The 12,657-nt window shown below is 63.9% G+C and carries 13 protein-coding genes; 5 read left to right on the plus strand and 8 right to left on the minus strand.

All coding sequences use genetic code 11. The annotated features are described in order from the left end of the window. Position 1 precedes the first annotated feature (1 nt). Together FB466_RS13055 and FB466_RS13060 are read left to right on the plus strand one after the other, a co-directional pair. The gene (locus FB466_RS13055) at positions 2-1,561 is read left to right on the plus strand and encodes a DUF7937 domain-containing protein (RefSeq protein WP_141918962.1); all 1,560 of its coding nucleotides are present in this window, start codon (positions 2-4) and stop codon (positions 1,559-1,561) included. 37 nt (positions 1,562-1,598) lie between these two features. Then, the gene (locus tag FB466_RS13060) at positions 1,599-3,035 is read left to right on the plus strand and encodes a DUF7937 domain-containing protein (RefSeq protein ID WP_141918964.1); all 1,437 of its coding nucleotides are present in this window, start codon (positions 1,599-1,601) and stop codon (positions 3,033-3,035) included. Here FB466_RS13060 and purD read toward each other — a convergent pair. Beyond that, entirely contained in the window at positions 2,980-4,230 is a 1,251-nt protein-coding gene (gene purD / locus FB466_RS13065; RefSeq protein ID WP_141918966.1) for a phosphoribosylamine--glycine ligase, read from the minus strand. The genes FB466_RS13060 and purD overlap by 56 nt on opposite strands. 99 nt (positions 4,231-4,329) lie before the next feature. Between purD and FB466_RS13070 the strand changes: the two genes are divergently transcribed. The 3 genes from FB466_RS13070 (at position 4,330) to FB466_RS13080 (ending at position 6,334) form a co-directional block, all read left to right on the plus strand. Continuing rightward, a complete protein-coding gene (locus FB466_RS13070; RefSeq protein ID WP_141918968.1) occupies positions 4,330-4,698 on the plus strand; it encodes a sterol carrier family protein in 369 nt (122 codons plus the stop codon). Between the two features lie 48 nt (positions 4,699-4,746). Further along, positions 4,747-5,103: a hypothetical protein gene (locus FB466_RS13075; RefSeq protein ID WP_141918970.1), complete on the plus strand. Its 357-nt coding sequence runs from the start codon at positions 4,747-4,749 to the stop codon at positions 5,101-5,103. A gap of 253 nt (positions 5,104-5,356) precedes the next feature. After that, positions 5,357-6,334 (plus strand): AraC family transcriptional regulator, encoded by a 978-nt coding sequence (locus FB466_RS13080; protein WP_170206137.1) that lies wholly within the window; start codon positions 5,357-5,359, stop codon positions 6,332-6,334. Positions 6,335-6,625: 291 nt separating this feature from the next. Here the strand turns inward: FB466_RS13080 and FB466_RS13085 are convergent, their stop codons facing one another. From FB466_RS13085 to FB466_RS13115, 7 genes are all read right to left on the minus strand, one after another. After that, on the minus strand, positions 6,626-6,817 hold the full coding sequence (locus tag FB466_RS13085; RefSeq protein ID WP_141918974.1) for a hypothetical protein: 192 nt from the start codon (positions 6,815-6,817) through the stop codon (positions 6,626-6,628). Positions 6,818-7,021: 204 nt separating this feature from the next. Then, positions 7,022-8,500 carry an aldehyde dehydrogenase family protein gene (locus FB466_RS13090; protein WP_141918976.1) on the minus strand — a complete coding sequence of 493 codons (1,479 nt, stop codon included), beginning with the start codon at positions 8,498-8,500 and terminating at the stop codon, positions 7,022-7,024. Between the two features lie 119 nt (positions 8,501-8,619). After that, positions 8,620-9,648 carry a hypothetical protein gene (locus tag FB466_RS13095; RefSeq protein ID WP_141918978.1) on the minus strand — a complete coding sequence of 343 codons (1,029 nt, stop codon included), beginning with the start codon at positions 9,646-9,648 and terminating at the stop codon, positions 8,620-8,622. Between the two features lie 98 nt (positions 9,649-9,746). Continuing rightward, positions 9,747-10,769, minus strand: coding sequence for a hypothetical protein (locus FB466_RS13100; RefSeq protein ID WP_141918980.1), 1,023 nt, complete (start codon positions 10,767-10,769; stop codon positions 9,747-9,749). 29 nt (positions 10,770-10,798) lie between these two features. Further along, entirely contained in the window at positions 10,799-11,620 is an 822-nt protein-coding gene (locus tag FB466_RS13105) for a hypothetical protein (RefSeq protein WP_141918982.1), read from the minus strand. Between the two features lie 53 nt (positions 11,621-11,673). Beyond that, complete coding sequence (locus FB466_RS13110; RefSeq protein WP_141918984.1) at positions 11,674-11,976, minus strand: hypothetical protein; 303 nt, start codon at positions 11,974-11,976, stop codon at positions 11,674-11,676. A 39-nt stretch (positions 11,977-12,015) separates the two neighbouring features. After that, a complete protein-coding gene (locus FB466_RS13115; protein WP_141918986.1) occupies positions 12,016-12,648 on the minus strand; it encodes a hypothetical protein in 633 nt (210 codons plus the stop codon). Between the last annotated feature and the right edge of the window lie 9 nt (positions 12,649-12,657).

Raw genomic sequence — 12,657 nt, forward strand, 5'->3', positions numbered from 1 at the left:
GATGTCATACCCCACCAACACCGGCCCCAACGACCCCGGTCAGTCCGGCCCTGCCCAGAGTTTTCCTCCGGGAGGGGTGCCCGACTTCCCGGATCAGTCGGCGGCGCTCCCCGCGGTTAACCCGTTTGTGGGGATGCCCGTGTGGGACCTCATCCGCGATAGTGTCGCCGCGATTCTCCTGCTCGTCTCGCTTCCCCTGGCGTGGGACTACTCCGGGCTGTATTTTGCTACTCCGGCGACCGCTGGTGGGCGCACTGATGTGCTTCTGATCACCACCCTGTCGCTGCTCTCGCTCTCACTCTCGTATCTGGCGCGCGCCGGTGTTGTCCGGGCCTCGCTCGAAGCGGTTGTGCTCATCCGGCTACTTGCCAATGCACCATATTTTTTATTGTTACTTTTTTACCTGATCAGAAGCCTCCTTGTGATCCCTGCCGTGGGTATTGGGATGACCCTGGGTCTGCTGGGGGCGCTTCTCGCGGCTCTGCCCCGGCAGTACGAGGTGGCCGCGGTAGAGCCGACCAGTCAGGTTATTCGACTAACGCGTCGCATCGTGCTGGGCTATCTTGTCGCCTCAATGGCGCTTGTCCTGGCCAACTACGTGGTGCAGGCTCTCGCCTCTCTCGACGGATGGCAGCCGATTCCCACCGTGATGGGCTTCAGCCTGATGGCTATTCTGGTGATTCTGGCTCTGGTGTACGCCCTGCGGGGAGTATTGCGTCGCGAAGAGATCGCCCTCATTATTGCCGCAATCTACGGTGCCGCGGTTCTTGCGGTCCTTGTATTTCCCCTCGCCGATGGCAATCGCGCTCTCATCAGTATGAACTTCCTGATCCTGGCGGGGCTGCCCGTGGTGCTGACCACACCGGCCCTCCGCCGTTCGCTGCCGCAAATGGAGGGTGCGACCCGCTGGTTTGGTGTGGCCTCTGGTCTTCTCGTTACCATGATGTGTGTGGGCGGTTTCCTGTTCTTCCGCGCGATGGTGGCCCTCGCGTTTCCGGATGAGCTAATCTCTTTTGATGTCACGATGGCGTCCTACCTTTTCACGGTGGTGTCCGAACTGGTCATTATGGGGTTGATTGTGGCCACCCTATGGTGGGCTTGGCGGGAGTTACGGACGAAATCGGCCGCCTCGCGCTGGATCGTGATCGTGCTGATGGGTGTTGTTGTCGTGTTGTCTATCATCGCCCTGAGCGTCGCCGCCGTCAACGAGACAGCCAGCTATGACTATGCGTCGGTTGCCCTGGGGTTTATCTTCCCCGCCGTGGTGATACTCGTCCTGCTGCTGCCCGCCTCTGTTCGCCGCTACTACGCCTACTACGCGCCGAAACCCGCCACCCCGGCCGCCCGCCAGTGGCCGGGTGCCTCCTCGGCGTATGAACAGGGCCAGCACCAGAGCTACGGGCAGTCTGTGTCGCCGTCGTACTCGGGTCAGCCAACCCCGCACTCTACGCTGGGGGAACCCGGTGCCGCTGCTCCGTACGCTGCCCCGCCCTCGCCGCTCGGCCCGTCGGACAACATCCCTCCGCACCCCCCGACCGACCGCACCGGCCCCCCGGCCTAGCCCGGGCCCGCCGACCACACCACAGAGAGGCAGCCGGATGGCCCTACCCCTCGCCCGGCCAGTCCTCGCTTCCACTCGGATGCCGCGGGGTGATACTCTGCGCGATCTCGCCGCCATCGTGTTCCTTTGTGCTCCCCTCGGCCTGATCTGGAACTACGTGGCCACCGGAGACCGGCTCTTTTATCTCGGTCTGCACCATCTCGATGTCGTCTGTGTCACGGTGTTGTCGGTGCTCTCTCTGCTCGTGACGCATCTGCGGCGGTCCCGGGTTATGCCCGCCACTCTGTCCCTGCGCTGGGTTGTGCTGCTGAGGGCCGTGCTCAACGCCCCCTACCTGCTCCTTGTCCTGGTCTACGCGGTTATGGCTGCTCTCCCCGGGTTCTCGCCGGGGCCCGGGATGTGGGTGGGTCTGCTCGGCGCGTTTTTCGCCGCCCAACCTCGCCAGGCGGAGGCGGAGCTGATGGCCCCCGGCGATGTTGTGGTGCGGGTCGTGCGCCGCCTGGTCGTGGGGTACCTGTTGGCGTCGGCGGGCCTCCTTGTGGCGGCGGCCCTGACGGGTTTTTTTCGGGTGGTCACGAGTACCGGCTCGCGGGCACTCGGTTTGGGCCTGTTTAACGGTGTTTTCTCGGCCCTCGCGGGGCTTCTCCTGCTCGCGGGTGTGCTCGTCCTGTGCCTGCTTGGATTGGTGCGAGCCGTGCGCCGTGGCCGGGAGTCCCTGTGTCTTGCCGGGGCCGCGGCCGGGGTCATTGGAGTGGGTCTTGCGGTGGCGAGTAGCCTGACCAGTTCTACCCTGCTCACCCTGGTTGAGTCGGGCCAGGAGGCGCGCACGGCCGTGTGGGGCTTTCCCGACCCCTCTTTCTGGGTTTTCGTGCCGCTCATCGCGCTCCTCACCGATCCCGCGCTGCGCCGCACCTTCCCCCCGCTTGACGGGGCCGTGCGCTGGTTCGGTACGGCCGCCATTCTGCTTGCCGGCGGGATGGTCTATGGCGGATACCTGTGGGCGAGCGTTATGTTCACTGTCGGCTGGGTCAACCTCGGGCCGCGGATGGCGGGGGACCGGGTGGCGGAGAACTTTCGAGACGGGATGGCCATCCTGGCTCTCACCGGCGTGGCGTGGGGTCTCACCGCGGGTGCCCGCCGCGCGCTGCGCAGGCACCCGCGTACCTCCCGGGTGTGGGTGTTGGTGATGCTGGTTGCCGTTGCAGTGCTCGGCGTGCCGGTTGTGCTGCTGGGGGGCACTCTGCCGGGTCTTGAACTCAGCCAGCAGCAGCCGGTTTTCTACCTCGGGCTGCCGCTGCTGGTCGGTCTGATCCTGCTGGTTCCGCGGCCGGTACGCGACTATTACGCTGGACGAACTGCCACGCCGGTGACGGCCTCAGCCGTGACCACAGCCGTCTCCCGGCCCGCTCAGCTCCCCGCTACCTGGCGACCCGTGCCGCGATATCCGTCCGGTAGTGGCCGCCCTCCAGGGTGATGAGGTTCATCGCCCGGTAGGCGCGCTCGCGCGCCTCGGCAAAGCTGGGGGCCACGGCCACCACGTTGAGCACGCGTCCGCCGGTTGCCACGAGTGTGCCGTCGCTGTCCGCCGTTGCGGCGTGCACCAGGTGTACGCCCTCCACGGCGGAGGCCGCGTCAAGCCCTCCCAGCGGGCGGCCCGTGACGGGGGCATCCGGGTAGTTTTCGCTTGCCAGCACAACCGTGACGGCGACGTTGTCGGAGAAGGTGGGGGCGGGCATCCCCCCGAGGTGCCCGGTGGCCGCCGCGAGCAGCAGCGAACTCAGCGGCGTGACGAGGCGGGGCAGTACCACCTGCGTTTCTGGGTCGCCGAAGCGTGCGTTGAACTCGATCACGCGGGTGCCCGCCGCGGTGACGATCAGGCCGCAGTAGAGCAGGCCCACGAAGGGGGTGCCCTCGGCTTCCAGCTGGCGCACGGTGGGCAGCGCCACGGTGGCGACAACCTCGTTCACGAAACCGTCGGCCACCCAGGGGAGGGGGGAGTACGCGCCCATGCCGCCCGTGTTGGGTCCGGTGTCGCCGTCGTTGATGCGTTTGTAGTCCTGCGCGGGGGAGAGCGGGAGCACATTGTGGCCGTCGGAGAGCACAAAAAGTGACACCTCCTGGCCGTCCAGGAACTCCTCGATAAGCACGTTGCCGCGTGTGATCCAGTGGGCGGTGTGGTCGAGGGCCGCCTGGCGATCCCCGGTGACGAGCACACCCTTGCCCGCGGCGAGTCCGTCCGCCTTGACCACGTAGGGGGCTCCGAACTCGTCGAGCGCGGCGGCGGCGGCGGCGAGGTCGTGTACGGAGCGGGCCTGGCCGGTGGGCACGCCCGCCGCGGCCATGATGCGTTTGGCAAACTCTTTACTGCCTTCCAGCGCTGCGGCGGCCCGATCCGGTCCAAAGACGGGGATGCCCGCCGCCCGCAGCGGGTCGGCCACCCCGGCCACGAGGGGGGCCTCCGGCCCGATCACGACGAGTTCGAAGCCCTCATCCACGGCAAAGTCGGTGACCAGTTGCGGGTTGTTGGCGTCCAGGGCGATCGTGGTGACGCTGCGAGCGATTCCGGCGTTGCCGGGCGCGCAGACGATCTCGTGGTCGGCATCCTCGGCGAGCAGAGCGAGGATGATGGCGTGTTCGCGGGCACCGGGGCCAAGTACAAGAATTTTCACATGCCCAGCCTATGCGATGAGCGTCGCCTCACTCCCCGCCGAGGGGTGATCACCGCTCATGGCGACAGCCGCGTATCCGGCCCGCGTAGGCTGGTGGACATGGCACGACGAGCGATCCCTGACAGCGACGGTACGGCGGCCCTGCACGTGGTGACGGCGGGTTCGCCCACCCGCGACCAGATGGCGATGGCCGTGCGCTGGACCCTGCAACGGCTGGCCGAGGATGCCCCCGGCAACACCGTCGAGGTGCGGGTGCCGCCCTTCGGCGCGGTGCAGTGCGTTGAGGGCCCGAGACACACCCGAGGCACCCCACCCAATGTGGTCGAAATGGATGCCGACACCTGGTGCGCCCTCTGGACTGGTAGCACCGCCTGGGCCGAGGCTCTTGCCCTGGGCCGAGTACACGCCTCGGGGCAGCGTGCCGACCTCACCGACTATCTGCCGGGGGATTCCGTCCGCCGAGGCTGACGGCGTTCGCGTTTAACGATCCGCCGCGGGCCTGAGACAATGGTGGGTATGACAACTTCCACGCCGAGCGGGGCCGACGACAACCTGGATGCCGAGGGGGCCGCGGCGGAGCCCGTGACCGTCGAGACGGTTGAGGAGCGCGTGGTCGTTCGCCGTGCCGTCCGCTACCCCCGCCTGATGGTGCTGGGCGCGATTATCGGTGTGGTACTTGGCGGCATCGTTACCCTCCTGTTTCCGGTGGGTAAGGATTACACCCTCGGCCAGATCCTCGGCTTCGTCTGCCTGGCCGCCGGCGTGATCGGCTTGGCACTTGGCGGGCTGCTGGCGCTCATCCTCGACCGCACGGTGGGGCGCCGACAGACGGAGACCGTGGCCCGGCGGGTCACGACGCACAACGCGGATTAGGGCGGCTGGGGGGCCGTAGCGATCCGGCGGCGCGGGCACCGTGTCTGCCCCCCATCCTGGGCCTTGCCCAAATGGGTCGTGGACTATACCTTTTGAGGTCGAATATCACCCCTCCGGGATATCCGTTGGTCACCCTGACTATGATGGGCAGACAGTATCCACACCTCAGCGACGAGGTTCCGCGGTGGCATCACCCGATATTCTCGGGCACCGCGCCCCTCCCCGCTGGGCCCCACGTCCGAGCGGAGGCATCGTGCACCCGGCACCCCCCGAGCAACTGCTCATCCACACGAGCGACCCCGATGAGGCGTGTGCTCGACTCAGCAATATCTACTGTGAGCACCGGCTGAGTGTCACGCCCGGTTCGGGGCCGTTTGCGGCCAGGCAGACGGCCGGTAGTATCCCGGGCCTGCGTCTCTTTGAGCTGGGTTTCGGTGGGGCCGACACCGAGATCGACTCGCAGCCATTCGATGACTTTGTTCTCGTGTCTCGACCACTGCGCGGGCGGTTTTCGGTGGTTTCCTCGGATGCGGGTGGTGTGCGCGTGTCGAGCGATGCCCTCGTGATGGACCCCTACGCCTCCTACCGCCTGGGCTGGCACGAGGGGTGCGCGGTGTGGAATATGGCGTTTGATCGTGAGCGGTTTGAGGCTGTCGCCGCCGAATTGCGCGGATACGAGACGCCGCGCCGCCTCACATTTGCTCTCGGTCCCAGCGGCTCTCCGACGCAGCGGGAGGCCTGGGCCGGGGTGAGCCGGTTTCTGTACGAGCAGGTGGGGCCGGGATCCGCGGTGCGGCTTGCCCCGCTGGCCCGCGCCCAACTGGTGCGGCTCGCCATCGCCACGCTGCTCGATGCGTATCCCAACAGCTCGCACGCCGATGAACCCGCGGGTGGCACATCCCCCGGGCTACCGGCTCTCCGGCGGGCCATCGCCTTTATCGAGTCGCGGGCAGAGGACCCCATCGGGCTGCGCGAGATTGCGGAGGCCGCCCGGCTCAGCCCCCGCGGCCTCCAGCTGGCCTTCCGTCGCTTCGAGGACACCACCCCCCTCGCCTTCCTCCGGGAGACTCGCCTGCGCCGAGCGCACGTCGAGCTGGCGGGGGCGAACCCGGCGACGACGACGGTTACGGAGGTGGCCTCGCGCTGGGGTTTTGTGCACCTGGGCCGGTTTGCGGTCGAACACCGTCGGGTTTTTGGCCTCACCCCCAGTGAGGTACTACGGGGTGCCTAAGATGTTCCGCTCTGCCCCCACGCATCCACACTTTAATACCTGATTAAAGTGATTTTCTGTATATCAACGATTGTATAAAAAATTATAAGTTTATTTATGGTATTCTTTCCCAGCTCAGCAAGGTTGGTGACACGGTGTCGTCTCCCACCCCCCGGTCCACTGGCCGCTCGACGTGGGTGCGGCCAGAAAGGAAAATATGTTCAGGAAAGCAGTAATGACCGTCGCAACCTGCGTGCTCGCCGGAGGACTTGTTCTGGGCGGAACCGCCGCGGGTGCGTTTGCCTCGGGCGGTCACTCCGGGTCGGAAAAGTCCAGTTCAGGATCGAGCTGCAGCTCGGGGAAGGGCAGCCACTCGGGGAAGGGCAACAACTCGAACTCGTGCGGTTCCTGCGGCTCCACGACCAGCTGCGATTCGTGCGGGTCCACCGAGTGTGAGTCCTGCACCGAGTGCGAGTCGTGCGGCTCCACGTCGTGCGGCTCCACCGATAAGGGGTCGAAGGGCCACGACAAGGATTCGAAGAAGAACCACGACAAAGACCACAGGGACTCGAAGGGTCACGATCACACCAAGAAAGACGCCAAGGGCAACAAAAAGGGCGGCTGCTAAGCATCACCCCTCCGCGTTGGGGCGGGATGATCCCCTCGGATCATTCCGCCCCAACGTTTCCGGGTGTTAATCGGCCCCCGCTACACCCGCGGTGCGGGAACCTCCTCGGCCAGGACGATTGACTTCATCTGCGAGTACATGTTGAGGGTGTCCGCGCAGAACTCGCGGCCGATCCCGCTCTCCTTGTAACCGCCAAACGGCGACCCCGCCACCAGGTTCACGTACTGGTTGACCCAGACGGACCCCGCCTGGAGCCGGTCGGCGGTGCGCATCGCGTTCGTCAGGTTACTCGTGTAGATACCCGAGGCCAGGCCGTAGGGGATGTCGTTGGCCTGCTCGATCATGCTGTCAACATCCTTCCACCGGATGATCGAGAGCACCGGCCCGAAGATCTCCTCCTGCGCGATGCGGGTGTTGTTGTCGGTCTCGAAAATGGTCGGCTCGATGAAGTAGCCGTGCTCATTGCCGGGGACCACCCGGCGGCCACCGCCCGTGAGAAGATTGGCCTCGGCCTTCCCCGTGTCGATGTAGTTGAGCACCCGGGTGCCCTGAGCCTCCGAGACGAGGCAGCCGAGCGCCGTGGTCGGGTCGCTGGGTGAACCCACCGTCATGCTCTCAAATGTGCGCGTCAGCCGACCGGTGAATTCGGTGTAGAGGTCGTCGTGCACGAAGAGGCGGGTCCCCGCGAGGCAGGACTGGCCGTTGCAGTAGGTCGCGGCAAAAGCGGCGTCGGCGACCACGGCATCCATATTCTCGATGTCGGGGAACACGATGTTGGGGCTCTTTCCGCCCAGCTCCAACGAGACCGGCACGAGTCGTTCGGCGCCCGCGAGGGCCACCATCCGACCCACCGAGGGCGAGCCGGTGAAGGCCAGCTTGGCGACATCCGGATGCGCGGTGAGGGCTGCACCCGCCTCCTCGCCCAGCCCGGTGACCACGTTGACCACCCCGGCGGGGAAGATCTTGGCGAGGGCCGTGCACAGCTCCAGTGTGGATAGTGACGCGTTCTCGTCGGGTTTCAGTACGACGGTGTTGCCCGCGGCGAGCGCCGGGGCAATCTTGAAGCTGACCATGATGGCGGGCACATTCCAGGGGATGATCTGGCCGACCACGCCGATGGGCTCGCGTTTGGTGAGCGCCCAGCCACCCGGCACGGAGTGGTTCGCTCCCTCGTGGGTGAGGATCGCCCCGGCGAAGAAGCGGTACTGCTCCACGGCGGTGATGTGGTCGTGCGGGGTCTGGTTGATGGGGCGACCGATGTCGGCGGCGTCGATGGCGGCGAGGCGGTCCAGGTTGGCTTCGACCCAGTCAGCCAGGCGGTTGAGCATCCGGGAGCGTTCCTCGTGGCGGGTCGCGGCCCACGCGGGGAAGGCGCGTTTGGCGGCGGCCACGGCGGCGTTGATGTCCTCGGCACCGCCGCGGGAGATGGTGGCCAGCACCTCGCCGGTTGCGGCGTTGACCGCCTCGAAGGCTGCGGTTGCTGCTGACTGGAAGCGGCCGTCGATGAGGCTGTCGTAGTGGGATTGGAGGCCGAGTGCGGAGGACGTCGTTGTCATCATGGGGGTGATGCCTTTCGGTGTGAAAACGGGATGATTCCACCCTAGAAATCCCGCAACCGCCCGGCTATCCGCTGAGCGCAGCGGCTATCCGCGCGGCGAACGGACACCGTGGTGGGACCCTAGCTGTCGGACCCGTTGTCCCATTCCAGCGTGACGTGGCCCCGAGCGTCGGGGAGGAGAATGCCCTGGAGATCAACCTCCACAGTTTCCGTGGTGCCGTTGCGTGTGAATGAGACCCGGTAGGGGGCATCGAAGCGCCACTGGTCGGCTGGTGTGATGCGTTCGGAAACCGGTCTTTCGGTCCAGGTAGCCGTTCCGGCGCTGATGCTGCCCTGATCGCCATTCACCTGGCTCGTGATTTCCTCCGGGCAGGTCGCGCCCGTAAACCCGGTTGCGCTGCAGCTGTTGATGACTTTCGTGAGTGCCGTGTCGAACTCGTCGGCCACACCCTCACGCAGCACGGGCTGGGGTGAGAGTGCGGTCGTGTGTGTTCCCGCAGACGGTGGTGCGCTCTGCGTCAATTGGTCGCTATTGACGGGGAACTCTACCTCGAAGGGTGAGCCCTTTCCGCCATCGGCGTCGAGGGTGCCAAACCCATCCGGATCCACATACTCAAAGCTGTAAATGCCGGGCAGAGCGGTTACGGTCTGCTCTTTCGCAAAATCTGTGGTCTGTAGGCTGCCGTTGATCGTCAAGAATCCGGGAGCCTCGCTCGGAAAGATTGAGAGGCGACTGTGTAGCCATCCGGAGATGAGCGGCTTGCCCTCGGTCTCCTCGCTCACGGATACCGTGATGCTGCGCTTGGTATCAGCGGTTCCGATCACGTAGTCAACGTTTACGTACCAGAGTCCGGGCTCGAACTCGTATGTGTTTCCCACCGTGGCCTGTGTGGGGCGCGCGACGACGTCGGCGTAAAAGCTGTTATCGAGAAAATCGGATGTGTCCGCGGTGATCTCAGCGTCATCAGCCAAGAGGGGGCGGACGCCCTCGGCGTTACCGCTGGCAAGGAGGTCGAAGAACTCTGTGACAACGTTTGCCGCCCGGTCTTCCGCGGTTGCGGGTGTGCAACCCGATGCAACGAGGGGGATCGCCAGGACCGCCCCAACTGTCGCACCGCGGAACCAGCGAGACCGGCGTAAAAAGTGCATGTTATTCATCCTTAACTGAGGTTGGCGCCTGGCCATTTTCCATCTACCCGGGTGAGCCTTTGTGAAGATTCGGGCGCTGGATGACGCTGGTCAGCCCTCTAACCTGCATCATCGAATGCCAGCGTAGGTTCACCGTGACTGTCTGGCACCAGCGCCCCCGTGACGTCAACGGTCACCGATGAGTTCATCCCCCCGCGCGTGAAGTGAATCCTGTAGCGGGCCGCAAACCGCCACTCGCCGCCCGGCACAATGAGTTCCACGGTGTAATCCTGCCAGGTGACGGACCCGGCGTCCGGGGCCCCGCCGTCGGCGTTCACCTGAGCGATGATCGGATCCGGGCAGGCATCACCCGTGAGGTTCTGCTCGGCGCAGTTCGTTCTCATGTCGGCGAGTTCGTTCGTGACGGTTGTTGTTGCCTTTTTCGTCAGTCGAGGGCTCGGGGTGATCTGCCCGCTCGTCGAGGTCACCCCGGCGGGGATGTTAGCGGCGAGCTGAGCTCCCTCCACCGGAAACTCGATATCAAAAGGTTCGGTTTTCTGCCCGTCCGGATCAAGGGTGCCCCAGCCGTCCGGGTCAACATACTCGAAGGTGTAGATGCCGGGGAGGGCTACAACGGTTTGAACCTTGCTCAGCGGGGGTGTGCGGTAGGATCCGTTGATCTCGAAGACACCCGGGGCCTTCACCTCCGGTATCGTGAGGTCCTCGCGTCGCCAGCTGGAGATCTGTGACTGCCCGTCCTCCTCGACAACGGCGACCTTCATCGTGCGCGCTTCGCCACCATCCCCCAGCAGATAATCCACAGTGACGTAGATCAGGCCGGGTTTGTACTGACCGCTCATGACGACGGTGGCCTCGGTAGGGCGGGCAATCGCATCCGCGTAGAAGTCACTGTCAAGCAGCTCCGAATCACCCGCACGGAGGGGGGAGTTCTCTGCCAGCAACGGAAGGATGTTCTCCGTGTCGCCGCTCTCGAGGAGGTCAAAGAACTCTGTCACGACCGCGGAAGCCCGGTCCTCAGCACTGGCGGGCAGGAACGCGCACCCCGAGAGAAATAGTGCAGCACCGCACAAAAGCCCCAGCGCTGCTCCACGGTTTAACCGTGGCGCGGGTGATTTAAACATGAGAACCTCCAGAGATCTGCGAAAAAGGTCTACCCGAGACGCGCGACGGGCCAACTCCCGTGGTAGCTGCCTGAGATGTTAGACATATCGGATTTGAGCGTGTCAATCCGACCGTAGGAAGCCATCGTGAACTCGCGGATTCTCGTCCCGATATTGAGGATGGCCTCCAGAAATCGTGCGATGCAATCGGCGATTGGCTCAGCCAGCTCAAGCCACTTGAGCGGGTTAGCGTTGATAAACTTTGACGCGAGCGGGATGGCGTCAATCGCCAGATCAAAGATTTCTTCAATAAGATCCCCCCAGAGATCGACAATATCGGTGGCGTGTGTGCGCAAGAGTGTTCGCATTGAGTCAACATGCGGGAGTAAACCCTCTAGGGCGGCTCTCTGGATGGCCGGTAATTTGCTGTACTGCTGGCCCATCGCGTCGGTCCAGGACGTGGTTGCGCAAAAGCTTTCATCAGCCATCGGCCCTACTGACCCGGTTAAGTGGCGGTTGACCTCGTCCCAGCTATCAGCCATCGTCTTCATGATGAACGGGTTTCCGGGGCTCATGAGCTCACCAAGCTCGCTCAAGATGTCACTCACCGCGGTTTCTGCCTCGTTAAGCTTCTCCTGCACGGCGGGTTGTGTCGCAATGATGCGCTCAATCTCTTTATAGCCAAAGTAGAAACCGGCCACGGGGAAAATGCCTGTCAGAATAATCTGCCCAAAACGATCCCAGCCCGATGGAGCCTCGACCTCCGACACCTTTTCTTTGCACGAGGTAAGTTCGGCGGAAACCCGGGCGATCTCAGGCTTGAGTTTATTAACCTGGTTGTCGAGTTCCGCCTGTGTGGTGGGATCTGCCATGAGTGAGCCCGAGACCTTTCTACTGTGGGATGGTGAAGTGAAGTGTGCCGGGCCTATCCGGCGGCAGCCTCATCCGTGGCGACCATATTGTCGGCCGTTGCGCGGAGCTTTGCCGCAATGTCCGTAGTTTGGGTGACGCCGCCCTTCAGGAAATCTGCCATTTGACTGTGTGCAGCTGCGTAGGCGTCGGTGGCACCCAGGAGGTGGGTGATGCCGTCAAAAGTGGCGTATGGGAGGTCGAGCCCGTTGATGATAATGAGGGCCTTATTCAGCGCTGCTGAGATGTCCTCCCAGGAGGTGGCGTCCTTTCGGAGATCACCAATAACTAGTGCGTGATCATTATCCTCATTAGCCATGTCTCATTCTCTCTTTCTGTGTGGAATTCCGCTGCTAACTCACCAGCCGCGGAGAGCCTTTTTGATGGCACGCAGTCGGCGAAACTCTGCGATGGCAGGAAATTCATCACGGATTTTTTCGTCGATGCCGTGTCCCGAGGACATCGCCTGGGCGAGCGGTCCACGGGCGGTCTCCGCGATATCAGATGCATTCGCAAATGACAGCCAAAATGAGTCAAATGTCACGGTACTCGGTGAGCCTCCGCGGGCGGTGATCGTCACGTTGCCGTCAGCGCTTTCATATGAGTGTTCGGTCTGTAGCTCCGTCTCATACATGGTGAAATAGTGGTCCCGTTCTCGGCTGACCGCGTCGAGAAGGTAGTTATCAATCACGGGGATCTGACCGTCGTTTGTGACCGATGTGCCCGCTGCCCTGACCGGTGAAGTCTGCGTGGCTCCGGCACGCACGCGAGCGCCGATTGCGCCCATATAAGCAGTCATGACGGCTGGGCCGAGTTCATCGGTTGAGAGCTTTTTTCGCCAGTCAGGAGAAATTTTAAGCTCGCGAAGCTCTTCATTAATTGACAGGCCGACACCAACAGTATCGGTGGCATCCCACCCCCAGATCGTATCGTCGTCAGGGTTCTGCTCGTCGGGGTGTGCTGGGCGAACGCCAAAATCGGAAAAAGACACTAATCATTC

This window comes from Klugiella xanthotipulae (assembly GCF_006716695.1).
Classification (GTDB): domain Bacteria; phylum Actinomycetota; class Actinomycetes; order Actinomycetales; family Microbacteriaceae; genus Klugiella; species Klugiella xanthotipulae.